At 74.4% G+C, this 14,822-nt stretch carries 15 protein-coding genes; 4 read left to right on the top strand and 11 right to left on the bottom strand.

What is annotated here, in order from left to right:
- Window positions 1-99 precede the first annotated feature (99 nt).
- From GA0070609_RS03165 to nadD, 7 genes are all read right to left on the bottom strand, one after another.
- A complete protein-coding gene (locus GA0070609_RS03165) occupies window positions 100-1,080 on the bottom strand; it encodes a ComEA family DNA-binding protein (protein ID WP_088992405.1) in 981 nt (326 codons plus the stop codon).
- A gap of 430 nt (window positions 1,081-1,510) precedes the next feature.
- Window positions 1,511-1,711 carry a helix-turn-helix transcriptional regulator gene (locus GA0070609_RS03160; protein WP_088992404.1) on the bottom strand — a complete coding sequence of 67 codons (201 nt, stop codon included), beginning with the start codon at window positions 1,709-1,711 and terminating at the stop codon, window positions 1,511-1,513.
- Window positions 1,712-2,226: 515 nt separating this feature from the next.
- Window positions 2,227-2,994, bottom strand: a complete 768-nt coding sequence (locus GA0070609_RS03150; RefSeq protein ID WP_088992402.1) for an SDR family NAD(P)-dependent oxidoreductase — start codon at window positions 2,992-2,994, stop codon at window positions 2,227-2,229.
- Window positions 2,995-3,118: 124 nt separating this feature from the next.
- Window positions 3,119-3,982: a DegV family protein gene (locus GA0070609_RS03145; RefSeq protein ID WP_088992401.1), complete on the bottom strand. Its 864-nt coding sequence runs from the start codon at window positions 3,980-3,982 to the stop codon at window positions 3,119-3,121.
- Between the two features lie 49 nt (window positions 3,983-4,031).
- Complete coding sequence (locus tag GA0070609_RS03140) at window positions 4,032-4,661, bottom strand: histidine phosphatase family protein (RefSeq protein ID WP_088992400.1); 630 nt, start codon at window positions 4,659-4,661, stop codon at window positions 4,032-4,034.
- Window positions 4,658-5,062 carry a ribosome silencing factor gene (gene rsfS / locus GA0070609_RS03135; RefSeq protein ID WP_088992399.1) on the bottom strand — a complete coding sequence of 135 codons (405 nt, stop codon included), beginning with the start codon at window positions 5,060-5,062 and terminating at the stop codon, window positions 4,658-4,660. The genes GA0070609_RS03140 and rsfS overlap by 4 nt, the downstream gene beginning before the upstream one ends.
- Before the next feature lie 110 nt (window positions 5,063-5,172).
- On the bottom strand, window positions 5,173-5,769 hold the full coding sequence (nadD, locus tag GA0070609_RS03130) for a nicotinate-nucleotide adenylyltransferase (RefSeq protein ID WP_088992398.1): 597 nt from the start codon (window positions 5,767-5,769) through the stop codon (window positions 5,173-5,175).
- Between the two features lie 99 nt (window positions 5,770-5,868).
- On the opposite strand from nadD, the gene GA0070609_RS03125 reads away from it, so the two are divergent.
- Together GA0070609_RS03125 and GA0070609_RS03120 are read left to right on the top strand one after the other, a co-directional pair.
- On the top strand, window positions 5,869-6,516 hold the full coding sequence (locus GA0070609_RS03125) for a PadR family transcriptional regulator (protein WP_088997455.1): 648 nt from the start codon (window positions 5,869-5,871) through the stop codon (window positions 6,514-6,516).
- A 151-nt stretch (window positions 6,517-6,667) separates the two neighbouring features.
- Entirely contained in the window at window positions 6,668-7,873 is a 1,206-nt protein-coding gene (locus tag GA0070609_RS03120; protein WP_088992397.1) for an FAD-dependent oxidoreductase, read from the top strand.
- A 102-nt stretch (window positions 7,874-7,975) separates the two neighbouring features.
- Here the strand turns inward: GA0070609_RS03120 and pepN are convergent, their stop codons facing one another.
- A complete protein-coding gene (gene pepN / locus GA0070609_RS03115; RefSeq protein ID WP_088992396.1) occupies window positions 7,976-10,492 on the bottom strand; it encodes an aminopeptidase N in 2,517 nt (838 codons plus the stop codon).
- 69 nt (window positions 10,493-10,561) lie between these two features.
- Here pepN and GA0070609_RS03110 point away from each other — a divergent pair, with 69 nt between their 5' ends.
- Window positions 10,562-10,780, top strand: coding sequence for a DUF397 domain-containing protein (locus GA0070609_RS03110; protein ID WP_088992395.1), 219 nt, complete (start codon window positions 10,562-10,564; stop codon window positions 10,778-10,780).
- A 13-nt stretch (window positions 10,781-10,793) separates the two neighbouring features.
- Here the strand turns inward: GA0070609_RS03110 and GA0070609_RS03105 are convergent, their stop codons facing one another.
- Window positions 10,794-11,183 carry a hypothetical protein gene (locus tag GA0070609_RS03105; RefSeq protein WP_088992394.1) on the bottom strand — a complete coding sequence of 130 codons (390 nt, stop codon included), beginning with the start codon at window positions 11,181-11,183 and terminating at the stop codon, window positions 10,794-10,796.
- 403 nt (window positions 11,184-11,586) lie between these two features.
- Here GA0070609_RS03105 and GA0070609_RS03100 point away from each other — a divergent pair, with 403 nt between their 5' ends.
- Window positions 11,587-12,834, top strand: a complete 1,248-nt coding sequence (locus tag GA0070609_RS03100; RefSeq protein WP_088992393.1) for a cytochrome P450 — start codon at window positions 11,587-11,589, stop codon at window positions 12,832-12,834.
- A 66-nt stretch (window positions 12,835-12,900) separates the two neighbouring features.
- Here the strand turns inward: GA0070609_RS03100 and GA0070609_RS03095 are convergent, their stop codons facing one another.
- Together GA0070609_RS03095 and GA0070609_RS03090 are read right to left on the bottom strand one after the other, a co-directional pair.
- Window positions 12,901-14,073, bottom strand: a complete 1,173-nt coding sequence (locus GA0070609_RS03095) for a zinc-dependent alcohol dehydrogenase (protein ID WP_088992392.1) — start codon at window positions 14,071-14,073, stop codon at window positions 12,901-12,903.
- Window positions 14,070-14,705, bottom strand: coding sequence for an SRPBCC family protein (locus GA0070609_RS03090; protein WP_088992391.1), 636 nt, complete (start codon window positions 14,703-14,705; stop codon window positions 14,070-14,072). The genes GA0070609_RS03095 and GA0070609_RS03090 overlap by 4 nt, the downstream gene beginning before the upstream one ends.
- Window positions 14,706-14,822: the final 117 nt, after the last annotated feature.

Genomic DNA, 14,822 nt, shown 5'->3' with positions numbered 1-14,822 from the left:
GACTCGTCGCGCCGTTCGGACCCACGGCTTGACGCGAACGGGGTGCGGCAGCCGGTGCGCCGGCTCGGCCGGCGCCGGGAGCGAACGGGTGTCGGGTGCTCACACCGTCACCAGGTCCTTGAGCTGCTCGTACCGGGCGTCGCCGATGCCGTCCACCTGGCGCAGGTCGCCGACGGACCGGAACCCGCCGTGCTGCTCGCGGTGGTCGAGGATGCGTTGGGCGAGCACTGGCCCGACCCCGGGCAGCGAGTCGAGCTGCGCCAGCGTCGCGGTGTTCAGGTTGACCCGACCGCCGGGTGCCGCGTCGGTCCCGGGCCCGCCCGGCGCGCCCGCCTGGTTCGGCGGCGCCGGTACGCCGACCACGATCAGCTCGCCGTCGGTGACCTTGCGGGCCGGGTTGAGCAGGGCCACGTCCACGCCGGGCAACGCCCCGCCGGCCGCCTCGACGGCGTCGGCGACCCGGGCACCGGCCGGCACCCGGACCAGCCCCGGTCGGCGTACCTTGCCGGCCACGGCCACCACCAGCTCGCCGGCCGGCGACGCCACCGGTTCGGCGAACGACGAGCTGAGCGGCCCGGCCGGCGCCGCGGTGGCCACCGGGACGACCGGCTCGGCCCGTGGCCGGGACCGCCAGGCCCAGAAGCCGGCACCGAGCACCACCAGCACGGCGACCACGGCCAGCACCCGCACGCCCCGCCGCCCCGGGTCGAAGACCCCGGGGCCGGGCAAGCGGGACGACGGCGCATCCTCCCCCGCGCTGCCCACCATTACCGGCTCGGGATCGGGCACCGACGAGGCAGAGCGCGACGACAGCGCCGCCCGGATCGGCACGTGGCCGAGTCCGGACAGCGGACCGTCGTCGACAGCGGGAGAACGTCCGCCAGCCCGGTCCGGTCCCGGCCCCGGCGGCGCGCCGGCGAACGGCCACGGCGCGGTGACGGTGTGCGACAGGTCGGGCAAATCGGCCACGATCCCGGCCATGGACGGCCCAGCAGGGGGCGCAGCCGCGTCATCGGCAGCCGTGGCGGGCAGCAGGCGCCGAAGGCGCTGCCGCACCACCGCCTCCTCGTCATTGGACACGGCGCGAGGCTAGGTCGACACGGCCCACCCCGGACGCTCGTGCAGGCTCGGCTGTGGAAAGACAACGGCCCTGTGGACAAGGCCCTGATCATGCGGCGGCTGTGCTACCGGATGCCTCGCATGGGTGACGGTGGTGGCGGCGCGACCGGCTGGTGGGCATCAGGTGAGCGCGACGGTTCAGCCCCTTCGCCGTTCGGGCTGAGCCAGGAAGGCCGCCGTGTCACGCCCGTCGACGCCTCGCGTCAGTGCGCCTCGGGTCACTCGGTCGAGAGACGCGGTGGAGGCGGCCATAGAGGCGCGCGAGCGGACCGCCGTGGCGCTGGGCGGCTGGAGCGGCGCGGCCAGGGCTGGCCGGGAGCAGGCGGCTCACGGCGGCCTGGGCCGGCCGAAGACGCACACGGCACCCCTGACGCGGATGGGGGGTGTCGTGTCAACTCTCGTCCGGCGCTTGGTTCGGCCGGTACTTCCTGATCCACGCTTCCACGTCCGCGCGGTCCCACACCCGGACCTTGCCACTGGCCACCGTGTCGATCGGCGCCGGGAAGGTGGCCCGGTTCGTGATCTCCGTGGCCCTGGTGCGCGACACGCCACCGAGCATGTCCGCGATGTCGGAGAGGGCCACCAGTCGCACGCCCTGACCGTATGTACGTGCCACCTACACACGTTGCCACTTGCAAGCTTGACGGTGTGCACGTTGCAAGGGAGGCTGTTGGGGCGACACCGGATGCGGTCCGGTCACCTGATCGGGGATCGGTGGCCGGACCTGCCGTTTCTGGAGGGGCCATGATCGAGTGGGAAGTCTCGCGGGCGGAGTGGGTGCCGACTGCGGCCAAGCGAATCATCCGGCGGCACTGGATCTTGGGCTACTGCGACCGGTGCGCCGGCCGGACCGGCCCGTGCGCGGCGCTGCGATGGGCACAGGACCGGCTCCGGGCGCTCCGGATGGCCGGCAACCGGCCGTCCCGGTTCTGACCCGCAGGCAGAGAGCGCAGAACGGCCCGGACCCGCGCAGTTCACCGCCAAGTGAGCGTGACGACGGTGCAGCGGGCGATCATCACCTGCAAGACCGTGGTTCGGTTGTCGGTCTACAGGGTCGCGGCTTGTGGGTGGGCGAACGAGATCGCTAGCGGCTCAGACCTGACCAGCTCAGTGTGCTTCCGGATCGAGGCCGAGCACCGAGCGGCCGCCGTCGACCGGCAGGGTCACCCCGTTGACGAAGCCCGCCGCCGGCGACAGCAGGTAGGCGACCGCCTCCGCCACCTCCTCGACCCGGCCGATCCGGCCGACCGGATGCAGCCGGGCCAGTTCCACGTCGATCCACTCCGCCTCGGCCGGTTCGCGCTCGGCGAGGAACGCGGCGTGCCGCTCGGTGGCGATCGAGCCGAGCGCCACCGCGTTGGTCCGGATGCCGCGCGGGCCGTACTCGACGGCCAGCGCCCGGGTCAGCCCCTCGACCGCCGCCTTCGCGGTCGCGTACGGCAGGCAGCCGCGCACCGGCCGGCGGGCCTGGTGCGACGAGACGTTGACGATGGCGCCGGGAGTGCCAGCGGCGAGGAACCGGCGGACCGCGGTGGTCGCGCCGACCACCGTTGGCCGCAGGTTGAGCCCGATCAGGTCGAGCACCTCGGCCGCGGGTGTGGAGTGCACCGAGGCGTCCCGGAACACCGCCGCGTTGTTCACCCACCCGGTCAGCGGCCCGGCGCGTTCGGCCAGGTCGGCGGCGCGCGTGACGAGCTGCTCGTCGCCGGCGTCCCCCACCACCGCGACCAGCCGGTCCGGGGTCGCCACCTGACGCAACCAGTCGAGCGCGTCGTGGTCGTACTCGATCACCACCACCGTGTCGCCGGAGGCCGCGAGCCGTTCCGCGACGGCCCGGCCCACGCCCCGACCGCCGCCGGTCACCACTATGGACATCGCCGCTCCTCTCCCCCGCCAGCACGCCTGGCCAGGCCGCACGCCCGTCAGACCAACCCTGCCAGCTCGACGGCACCGGCACCGTCCGAACAGGCCCCGGGCGGGACCGACGCGGACCGGCAGGTCAGCCGCCGTCGGGGGCCGGCCGGCGATGCACCACCACGCACGCCAGGCCCGGGCCGGCGTGCGCGGCCACCACCGCACCGGCCTCCGAGACGTACGCGTCGAGCAGGCGGTCGCCGAGCCGCTCGCGCAGCGCCGTCAACAGCGCCTCGGCCCGCTGCGGGGCGGCGAGGTGGTGCACGGCGAGGTCCACCGCGGCGTCGCCGGCCGCCTCGACGGCCAGGTCGACCAGTCGGGCCACGCCCCGGCTCGCGGTGCGCACCTTGTCCTTGAGCACGATCGCGCCGTCCGGCATGTGCATGATCGGCTTGACCGACAGCGCGGTGCCGAAGAGCGCCTCGGCGGCGCCGATCCGGCCGCCCCGGCGGAGGAACTCCAGCGTGTCGACGTAGAACCAGATGGTGGTACGGGCGACGGTGGCCAGCGCGGCGTCGCGTACCGCCGGCAGGTCGGCGCCCCGGTCGGCGGCCGCGGCGGCCGCGACGACCGGAAAGCCCAGGCCCATGCCGCAGGAGCGGCTGTCCACCACGGCGACCCGGTCGCCGAACTCGGCGGCGGCCAGCCGGGCCGCCTCGACGGTGCCGGAGAGTTCGGCGGAGATGTGCACCGAGACGATGCCGTCCGCGCCGTCGTCCAGCAACCGGCGGTACGTCTGCGCGAACTGCTCCGGAGCGGGCCGGGAGGTGCTCACCGAGACCCGCCGGCCGCCGAGGGCCCGGGTCGCGTCGGCCGGGAACGTCTCGACGCCCTCCAGCCCTTCGGCGCCGTTGAGCACGACGGTGAGCGGCACCACGGTCAGCCGGTGGGCGGCGAGCAGTTCGGGGGGCAGGTAGGCGGTGGAGTCGGTGACGACCGCGACGGGCATGCCCGGCACGCTAGCCGATGCCGCCCCGGTACGCCGAGGGCCGTGTGGCTCAGACCGACTCGGCCGGGGCCGCCGCGCTGATCAGCCCGACGTTGTGGGCGCGCAGGTGCCAGCCCCGCACCTCGTCGTGGCGCAGCTCGGTCCAGTGGCAGTTCTGCAGCGACCCGATGGTGCGCAGCACCTGGTGGTCCCAGCCGAGCAGCTGGCCGCAGCCCTGCCGGGCCCCGCCGCCGTGGGTGGCGACCACGACGGTCCCGCCGGCCACCGCGTCGGCGGCGTCCTGCAGGGCCGCGCCGATCCGCTTGCCCAGGTCGTCGAGGGTCTCGATGCCGGCACCCGGATCGGGGTCGCCGGCCCGCCAGCGGGCGTACTCGCTCGGGTAGCGACGGGCCGCTTCGGTCAGTTCGAGGCCCTGCCACTGCCCGAAGTGCCGCTCGCGCAGCCGGGCGTCGGTGCGTACCGGCAGCCCGGTGACCGCGGCCAGCGCGGCGGCGGTGTCCGCCGCGCGGCGCAGGTCGCTGGCGACGATGGCGTCCGGGCGCAGCCCGGCGAGCAGCGGGGCGGCGGCCCGGGCCTGCTCGCGGCCGAGGTCGTTGAGGGGTACGTCGGTCTGCCCCTGGACCCGGCCGGCGGCGTTCCAGTCGGTGTTGCCGTGCCGCCAGATGATCAGGCGGGTCATTCCGCGGTGGCGCTGCCGGACTCGGCGTCGACCAGGTCCCGGTCGACGAACGGGATGGTCGGGCAGTCCTTCCAGAGCCGGTCGAGGGCGTAGAACTCGCGCTCCTCGGTGTGCTGGACGTGCACCACGATGTCGACGTAGTCGAGCAGCACCCAGCGACCGCCGCGCTCGCCCTCGCGGCGCACCGGCTTGGCCTTCTCGGGCAGCTGGAGCAGTCGCTCCTCGATGGCGTCGACGATGGCCAGCACCTGGCGCTCGTTGGGGGCCGCGGCGAGCAGGAACGCGTCGGTGATGGCGAGCTGGTCGCCCACGTCGATGATGACGATGTCCTGCGCCTTCTTGTCGGCGGCGGCCTGCGCGGCGGCGATCGCCAGCTCGTGAGCGCGTTCGGAAACTGTCACCGTTCTCCTTCGATCAACCGTGCGATCCTCCAAGCGTCTCACACGCGACCGAATCCCGACTTGTCAGTTCTGGTCGATTACCCGCCCGATCTGGTCGGTACCGGGCGAAATCACTGCTGATAGAGGCGCCGTTTGGCGATGTACTGCACCACACCGTCGGGTACCAGGTACCAGACCGGCTCGCCGCGGGCGACCCGCGCCCGGCAGTCGGTCGACGAGATGGCCATCGCGGGCACCTGGATCAGGCTGACCGTGTCGGCCGGCAGGTGCGCGTCGGAGAGTTCGAAGCCGGGCCGGGTCACCCCGATGAAGTGGGCCAGCTCGAAGATCTCGTCGAGATCCTTCCAGCTGAGGATCTTGGCCAGCGCGTCGGCGCCGGTGATGAAGTAGAGCTGCACCTTCGGGCCGTACTCGGCGTGCAGGTCGCGCAGCGTGTCGACGGTGTAGGTGGGGCCGCCGCGGTCGATGTCGACCCGGCTGACCTGGAAGCGGGGGTTGGAGGCGGTGGCGATCACCGTCATCAGGTAGCGGTCCTCGGCCGGGCTGACCGGCTCGTCCGCCTTCTGCCAGGGCTGGCCGGTGGGTACGAAGACCACTTCGTCCAGCCCGAACCGGTCGGCCACCTCGCTGGCCGCCACGAGGTGCCCGTGGTGGATGGGGTCGAAGGTGCCACCCATGATCCCGATCCGCCGGATGTCTTCCTCCACCCCGTGATCCTATGCCGGGCGAGGGGTCGCGCAGCCGGCCCGGCCACGCTTATACTCGTCTGCGAGTAATCGTGGACGAGCATGGGCGAGGAGGTGGCCGTGCCCAAGCGACGCAAGGTGGGCAACCTGCTGGCGTTGGCCGTGCTCTCCGCCCTCGTCCAGCGGCCCATGCACCCGTACGAGATCGCCACCGCGCTGCGGGCCTGGGGCAAGGACCAGGACATGGAGATCAAGTGGGGGTCGTTCTACACGGTCATCCGGAACCTCGACCGGCACGGGCTGATCGCCGAGGTGGAGAGCGTGCGAGCCGGCCGGCGCCCCGAGCGCACGGTCTACCGGATCACCGACGCCGGCCGGGCCGAGCTGGTCGACTGGGCACGGGAGCTGGTCTCCACGCCGGAGGCGGAGCAGTCCCGGTTCCGGGCCGGCCTCTCTGTGCTCGCCGCGCTGCACCCCGACGAGGCGACGGCGCTGCTGCGGCGGCGGCTGGAACTGCTCGACGAGCTGATCCGGGCCAACCGCGCCGCGCTCGCCGAGCACCTGCGGCAGGTGCCCCGACTGTTCCTGGTCGAGTCCGAGTACGACCTGGCGGTCCAGGAGGCGGAGGCGGCCTGGGTCCGCGACCTGCTGGCCGCCTTCGCCTCGGGTGACTTCCCGGGGCTCGACCAGTGGCGGGCCTTCCACGAGACCGGTGAGCTGCCGGCCGAGCTGACCGACGTCGCGGAGAGGAGTCGCCGCACCGAGTGACCGGCGGCCCCGGCGCGGTGCGCCAACACCGCACCGGGGCCCTTACCTCGAACCACACCTGGGAAGGTGCCCGGCCCGAAGCGGCAACCAGAGGATAACCGGGCTCCCACCCAGGCGGTTTCGCACGCCATCGAACCCCTGGAGAGGACCCATGACCCGAGTGAGGACAGCCCTCGTCATCGGCGGCGGCATCGCCGGCCCGGTGACCGCGCTGGCGCTGCGCCGCGCCGGCATCGCCGCCACCGTCCACGAGGCGTACCCGAGCACCGCCGACGGCATCGGCGGCACCCTGGCGCTCGCCCCGAACGGCGTCGCCGCCCTGCGTACCGTCGACGCGGCCGACGCGGTGACCGCCATCGCCACCCCGATCCACCGGACGGTGATGGCCGTCGGCCGCAAGCGCATCGACCTGCCCGGCCTGGCCGACGTACCGCCGCTGCGGGTGGTGCACCGCAACGAACTGCACCGGGTGCTGCACGACCGGGCCCGCGCCGAGGGCGTGCCGATCGAGCACGGAAAGCGCCTGGTCGAGGCCCGGGAAACCGCCGCCGGGGTCACCGCGACCTTCGACGACGGCAGCACCGCCACCGCCGACGTGCTGGTCGGCGCCGACGGCGTCCGGTCGACCGTGCGCACCCTCATCGACCCGGCGGCGCCCGGCCCGCGGTTCACCGGGCTGCTCGGCTTCGAGGCGGTCGCCCGGCACGAGGTGGACGTCGAACCAGGCACGATGACCTTCGCCTTCGGCCGGCGCGGCTACTACCTCTACTGGCCGGAGCCGGGCGGCGGCACCCGCTGGGGGGTCAACCTGCCGGGGCAGCGGCCGATGAGCCTGGTCGAGGCCCGCGCGGTCGCATCGCAGGAGTGGCTGCACACGCTACGGTCCGCGTACGCCGACGACGACCCGGGCCGCGACCTGCTGCGCACCAGCGACCCGGCCGGCCTGCAGGTGGTGGGCGCGCTGCACATCATGCCGCCGGTGCCGCACTGGCACCGGGGCCGGATGGTGCTGGTCGGCGACTCGGCGCACGCGCCCTCGAACAGTTCGGGACAGGGCGCGTCGCTCGCCATCGAGAGCGCCGTGCAGCTCGCCCGTTGCCTGCGCGACCTGCCCGACGTCGAGTCGGCGTTCGCCACCTTCGAGCGGCTGCGACGGGCCCGGGTGGAACGGATCGCCGCCCGGGCCGCCCGGATCAACCAGGCCAAGGCGCCGGGACCGGTGGCCCGCGCGCTGATGCCGCTGCTGATGCCGTTGCTGGTGAAGACCGCGATGAACCCGGAGAAGACGGTCGGCCCCGAACAGCGCTACGTCATCGACTGGGACGCCCCGGTGGCGGCCGAGCCGGCGCGGCGCTGACCGGCCCGTGGGTGGCACACCGGGCTCGGTGTGCCACCCACGACTCCCGACGAACCATCCACTCTGGCCGGCCGGGGACCGCGCCGCCGTCCCCGGCCCGGATCAGGCGGTGGCGGCGGCGACGGCGGTGCGGGCGACCAGGGCCCGGCGCAGGTCGTCGTCGGCGTCGGTGACCACCCGGCGCAAGCCCGGGGTGAGGTCGTCGCGGGCCAGCAGCGCCGCGGCCGCCTCCCGGGTCGGCTGCGCCACGGCGTAGCGGGGGAAGGCCAGGCTGGCCACCCGGTCCGCCGTCCAGGGCGTACGCAGCCGCGCCGCGGCCGGCATGTCGGCGAAGTACCGCTCGACGTACCCGGCCGTCAACTCGGCCTGCTCGGGCTGCCAGAAGCCCTCCGCGGTCGCCTCGACCAGCCGGTTGGACAGCTCGGCGTTGGACACCACGATCTCCCACGCGGCCCGCTTCGCCGCCGGGTCGGGCAGCGCGCCCCGGCACCGGGCGGCCCGCTCGGCGCCCGCGGCGCTCGGGTCGGCGGCCGCCTCGGCGGCGATCTCCGACTCGCCGGCCGCGCCGAGCACCACCAGCCGGTAGAGCACCGCCCAGCGCAGTTCCGCGTCGACGGCCAGCCCGGCCGGTACGCCGCGGCCGGCCAGCCAGCCGGTGAGCAGGTCGGCGTCGGTGGTGGCGGCGATCCAGGCGCGGGCCGCGGCCAGCTGCAACGACTGCCCGGCGGGGGCGCCGTCGAGCAGTTGCCGGCAGGCGCCGGCGACCCGGGCCAGCGCGGCCGTGCGGGCCGCCGGATCCAGGTAGCGGTCGATCAGCGAGCGGCTCAGCGTGAGCACGTCCTCGGCGACGATCACCTCGGTCTCGGCGGGCAGCGCGGCGGCGATCAGCTCGACCAGGCCGGCGACCGGCCGCTCCCCGTCGATCGCGGCGTCCAGCGCCTCGCGCCAGAGCAGCGCCCGGGCCAGCGGGTCGGCCAGGCCGGGCAGCACCAGCGGCACGGCGTCGGCCGAGGCCGGGTCGAGGCGGACCTTGGCGAAGGTCAGGTCGCCGTCGTTGGGCAGCAGCAGCCGGGCCGCCGGCTGGCCGGTCAGCTCGGCGAGCACCGTCCGGCCGCCGTCGGCGTCCGGGTCGAGATCCACCTCGCTCCGGTCGACAGTGCCGTCGGCGGAGTAGCGGCCCACGCCGATCCGGTGCGGGCGCAGCACCGGGTGCGTCTGCGGGGCGGTCTGCACCACTGCCACCTCGCGGTAGCGGCCGTCGGCGTCCACGGCGACCTCGGCGCGCAGCGTGTTGACCTGGGCCCGGCGCAGCCAGCGTTCGGCCCAGTCGGCCAGGTCGCGCCCGCTCGCGGCGGAGAGGCTGCCGAGCAGGTCGGCCAGGGTGGCGTTGCCGAACCGGTGCTTCGCGAAGTGCGCGTTCAGCCCGGCGAGGAAGGCGTCGTCGCCGAGCCAGGCCACCAGTTGTCGCAGCACGCTGGCGCCCTTGGCGTACGAGATGCCGTCGAAGTTGAGCAGCCCCTGCGCCGCGTCGGTCACCTCCTCCGGTGCCACGGGGTGGGTGGAGGGGCGCTGGTCGGCGGCGTAGCCCCAGGCCTTGCGGCGCATCGCGAAGGTGGTCCACGCCTGGTCGAAGCGGGTCGCCTCGGCGGTGACCCGGGTGCCCAGGTACTCCGCGAACGACTCGTTCAGCCACAGGTCGTCCCACCAGCGCATGGTGACCAGGTCACCGAACCACATGTGCGCCATCTCGTGCGCGATGGTGGTGGCGCGCAGCTCGCGCTGGCTGTCGGTGACCGCGGACCGGAAGACGTAGTCGTCCCGGAAGGTGACCAGGCCCGGGTTCTCCATCGCGCCGGCGTTGAACTCCGGCACGAACGCCTGGTCGTACTTGCCGAACGGGTAGCGCTCGTCGAAGAGCTGGTGGAACCGGTCCAGGCACTGCTTGGTGACGGTGAAGATCTCGTCCGCGTCGGCGTCCAGGTGCTCGGCGAGCGAGCGGCGGCAGTAGACGCCGAGCGGGATGCCGTCGTGCTCGTCACGGCGCACGTGCCAGGGCCCGGCGACGAGCGAGACGAAGTACGTGGCCAGCGGGGCGGTCGGGGCGAACTCCCAGCGGCCGGGGCGCGGGGTGGCGGCGAGCGCGCCGTTGGCCGCGACCGTCCAGTGCTCCGGGGCGGTCACCGCGAGGGTGACCGGGGCCTTCAGGTCGGGCTGGTCGAAGGCGGCGAAGATGCGCTGCACGTCGTCCAGGAAGGACATCGCATAGAGGTAGGTCTCGCCGTCGGCCGGGTCGACGAAGCGGTGGATCCCCTCGCCGGTGTTGGTGTAGGCCATCTCGGCCTCCACGGTCAGCGTGTTGGCCTCGGCCAGCCCGGTCAGCGGCAGCCGGTTGTCGTCCAGCGTGGCCGGGTCCAGGTCACGGTCGTTGAGGCGTACGGCCAGCAGTTTCGCGGGCTTGACCTCGGCGAAGGTGGCGGCGCCGGTGGTCGACCGGAAGCGGATGGTGACGTGCGAGCGGAACTGCTCCGCGCCGCCGGTGAAGTCGAGGTCCACCTGGTAGGACTCGACGGTGATCGCCGCGCCACGCGCGGTCGCCTCTACACGGGTCAGGCTGGGCATCCGCTTATCCTGCCGGATGGGGAACCGCACGTGTCTCCCCCGTGACCCGTGGCACTGGAGGACTGAACCATGGCTTCGCACCCCAAGGGTGACTTCGACCTGTCCCGGGCGGTCTGGCAGCGGGCCGAGGGCGACACCTCCGAGAGCGCCGTCGAGGTCGCCTTCGTCGACGACCTGATCGGCATGCGCAACTCGGCCGAGCCGGACGGACCGGTGCTGGTCTTCACCCAGGCCGAGTGGGACGCGTTCGTGGCCGGCGCCCAGGACGGCGAGTTCGACCTGGACTGACCGGACCGAGGGCTCACCCGTCGCCCCAGCCGAGCCCGCCCGGGCCCGGCGCGTGGTGGAAGCCGGGATGCCCGGCCACGTCGGCGCAGCGCTCGCCGTCCGGGCCGACCGCCCCGCAGAACAGCCGCTCGGCCCGGTGCCAGGCATCGGCGGGCGACAGCGCCGCCGCGCCGAGCGCCAGCTCGGGCCGGAGCAGGCTCAACGCCTCGGCGTAGCCGACCGCCAGCTCGCCCGCCTCGGCCGGGCCGGCTGCCGTGAAGCCGAGGTGCACGGTGTAGAACCGGACCGGCCGGGCGGCCCGCCGGGACGGCGCGAGCAGCGCGGCCGCATCGGCGTCCGGTCCCCCGTCGAGCCGCTCGACCGTACGCCGCTGCCGCCAGTACGGCGACGTGTTGTCCCGCATGGGCCCTCCCCGTGGTCGACGATCCGCGCCGGCCCACCCGGCGCGGTGTCGCCGGGCGTGCCGGCGGGCCACCCGTACCGGTGGCCCGCCGGTCTCCCGGCGACGTGCCGCGCTGCCGGACGGCCCGCGCCGCGGCGCCCGGCGCCGCTCAACCGAGCCAACCAGATCCGGGCGCTCCTGGGAGGGGCCAGCCGCCGGGCGGTTGGCTGGCCCCTCCCCCGCGTCGCCGCGCCGCCGGCCCGGCCGGCCCCGGAGTCCACCGCCCCCGCCGATCCCGGCCGGCTCCGGGATCCGACGCCCTTCGCGGGCCCGGCCGGCTCGGGATTCAGCGTCCCTGACCTGGGTAGAAGCAACGCGGTCGAGCAGATCGGCGGGCCGCCCGCCACCCCAGTCAGGAGGCCCGATGCCGTCCATCCCGGCAGACCGCAGCCCGGACAGCACCCTCGCCTTCCTGCGCGACGGCTACCGGTTCGTCGGCGCCCGGTGCGACCGGTACGGCACCGACATCTTCCAGACCCGGCTGCTGCTGGAACGCACCATCTGCCTGCGCGGCCGGTCGGCGGCGGTGCTCTTCTACGACAACGAGCGCTTCGTCCGCGCCGGCGCCATGCCGCTGCGGGCCCAGCGGACGCTCACCGGGCGCGGCGGGGTGCAGGGGCTCGACGGCGCGGCGCACCGGGACCGCAAGGCGATGCTGATGTCGATCATGACGCCGACCGCGGTCCGGCAGATCGGCCAGCTCTTCGACGACGAGTGGCGGGCCCGGATCCCGGTCTGGGAGAGGTCCGGGCCGGTCGTGCTCTACGACGAGCTGGGCCGGATGCTCACCCGGACGGTCTGCGCCTGGGCCGGGGTGCCGCTGGCCGGCACCGAGGTGCTCCGGCGTACCGACGAGCTGCACGCGATGATCGACGGGCCGGCCGCGCTCGGCCCCCGGCACTGGCGCGGTCTGCTGGGCCGCCGCCGCGGCGAGCACTGGGCGGGTGACCTCGTCGAGCGGGCCCGGGTCGGCACGCTGCCCGCCCCGGAGGGCAGCGCGCTCCGGGTGATCGCCGACCACCGCGACGAGTGGGGACGGCCGCTGCCCCGGCGGATCGCCGCGGTGGAACTGCTCAACGTGCTCCGGCCGACGGTGGCCGTGGACCGCTTCGTCGTCTTCGCCGCGCTGGCCCTGCACGACCATCCGGCCTGGCGGCAGCGGGCCGGGGAGAGCGACGAGGCCACCGAGTGCTTCGTGCAGGAGGTCCGCCGCTACTACCCGTTCTTCCCGATGGCGGCGGCCCGGGTCCGGCGCTCCTTCGACTGGCAGGGCTACCACTTCCCGCGCGGACGGCGGGTGGTGCTGGACCTGTACGGCACCAACCACGACCACACCCTCTGGCCCCAGCCGGAGCAGTTCCGCCCGGAGCGCTTCGCGAACTGGCGGGCCGACCCGTTCGGGCTGATCCCGCAGGGCGGCGGCGAGCACCTGACCGGGCACCGCTGCGCCGGCGAGTGGATCACCATCGAGCTGATGAAGCGGGCGGTGACCAACCTGACCACCGCTATGCGCTACGACGTACCGCCGCAGAACCTGGCGGTGAGCCTGCGCCGGATACCGGCGCTGCCGCCCAGCGGCTTCCTGATCACCAATGTGCGGCGCACCGCCTGACGAGCGCCCGAGCGCGACGGGCCGCCCCGGCGGGGGCGGCCCTCGGCGGGTCGGTCGCGGCGCCGGTCAGGCCGGATGCAGCACGGTACGCAGGCAGCCCTCCTGCTTCTTCTCGAACACCTCGTAGCCGCGGACGCCCTGCTCCAGCGACATCGGGTGGGTGGCGAGGTAGCCGGGGTCGATCTCGCCGGCGGCGAGCCGGTCCAGCAGCATCGGGATGTAGCGCTGGGCGTGCATCTGCCCCATCCGCAGCACCAGCGCCTTGTTCATCGCCGCGCCGAGCGGGAACTTGTCGACCAGGCCGCCGTAGACGCCGACGATGCTCACCGTGCCACCCTTGCGGCAGGCCATGATCGCCTGGCGGACCGAGGTGGGCCGGTCGGACTGCAGCCGTGCGGTCTGCTTGGCCTTGTCGTACGCGTACGCCGGGCCGACGTCGTGGCTCTCCATGCCGACCGCCTCGATGCAGGCGTCCGGTCCCCGTCCGGCGGTCAGCTCGCGCAGCGCCTCCAGCACGTCGGTCTCCGCGTAGTTGACCGTCTCCACGCCGAGCCGGTCGGCCGCGGTGGCCAACCGCTCCGGCAGCCGGTCGATGACGATCACCCGCCCGGCGCCGAGCAGTTGGGCGGCCCGGGCGGCCATCTGCCCCACCCCGCCGGCGCCCCAGACCGCGACCACCTCGCCACCGGTCAGCCCGCAGAAGTCGGCCGCCATCCAGCCGGTGGGCATCGCGTCGGAGGCGAACACCACCGAGTCGTCCGGCACCCCGTCGGGAACCGTGAACGCCCCGACGTCACCGAAGGGCACCCGGACGTACTCGGCGTGCGAGCCGGTGTAACCGCCGGCGGCGTGCGAGTAGCCGAGGATGCCGGCCGTCGAGTGCCCCCAGAGCTTCTCGGCGAAGACCGGCTGCGGGTTGGAGTTGTCGCAGAGCGAGTACTGCTCGGTCCGGCAGTACCAGCAGCCGCCGCAGGCCACCACCGAGCCGACCACCACCCGGTCGCCGACCTTCAGCCGCCGCACTCCCGGCCCGGTCTCCACCACCTCGCCCATGAACTCGTGGCCGAGGACGTCCCCTTCGCGCATCGCCGGCAGGTAGCCGTTGATCAGGTGCAGGTCCGAGCCGCAGACGCTGCTGGCCCGGACCTTGACGACGATGTCGCCCTCGGCGCGGATCCGTGGCTCGGGCACGTCGCGCACCGCGAGCCTGCCGACTCCCTCCCAGCACAGCGCTTTCACGCCCGGCCTCCCGTCGTGAGCTTCTCGCGCACCTTGTCGGTCGCCTGCTCCTGAGCCGGGCCACGGCCGGACGGGTCCCGCCGGGTGTCGATCACCTGCCCGGCCTCGATGAGTGACTTCACCCGGCGCAGGGTGTCCCGCAGGGCCAGGTCCGGCTCGTCGCTCGCGGCCAGGCCGAGCGCCCGGCGCACCGGCCCGGAGCGGTAGCGCAGCTCGGCCCGGATCTCGGTGCCCCGGTCCTGCGGCGCGGGCACCAGCTCGACCGTGCCGTGCTGCGCGGGCCCGTCGGTCACCTGCCAGGTCAGCCGTCCCGGGCCGGCGACGCGGATCTCGGCGCACCACTCGGTGCCGCCGCCGGCCGGGTCACGGGCCACGCACCGCCAGCGGTTCTCGGCCAGCTGCTCCAGTGTCGCCCACTCCGCCAGCGCGCGGTCCAGCCGCTCCCGGTCGGTCCAGAAGCCGATCACCGCCTCCATCGGCCGGTCCACGGTGACCCCGCGCCGCACCACGTACCAGCCGTCCTGCCGCTCCGGCTGGTGGCGACGGCGGCGCCGGGCCAGCGCCCGGCCCGCGCCGACCGCGGTCAACGCCCCGGCGCCGAGCAGCGCCCACCTCGTTCCGTTGCTGGTCATCACGTCTCCTCCACGGGCGCCTCGGGGTTGGACCGCCCGTGCCCGGTGCGCTACCCGGCACCGGCCCGCCGAAACGACAGACCGGTTTGATCCGGAGATATCCGGGCACCTGCTGCG

The organism is Micromonospora echinaurantiaca, assembly GCF_900090235.1.
Lineage (GTDB): Bacteria > Actinomycetota > Actinomycetes > Mycobacteriales > Micromonosporaceae > Micromonospora > Micromonospora echinaurantiaca.
This window is presented reverse-complemented; position numbering and strand designations above follow the sequence as displayed.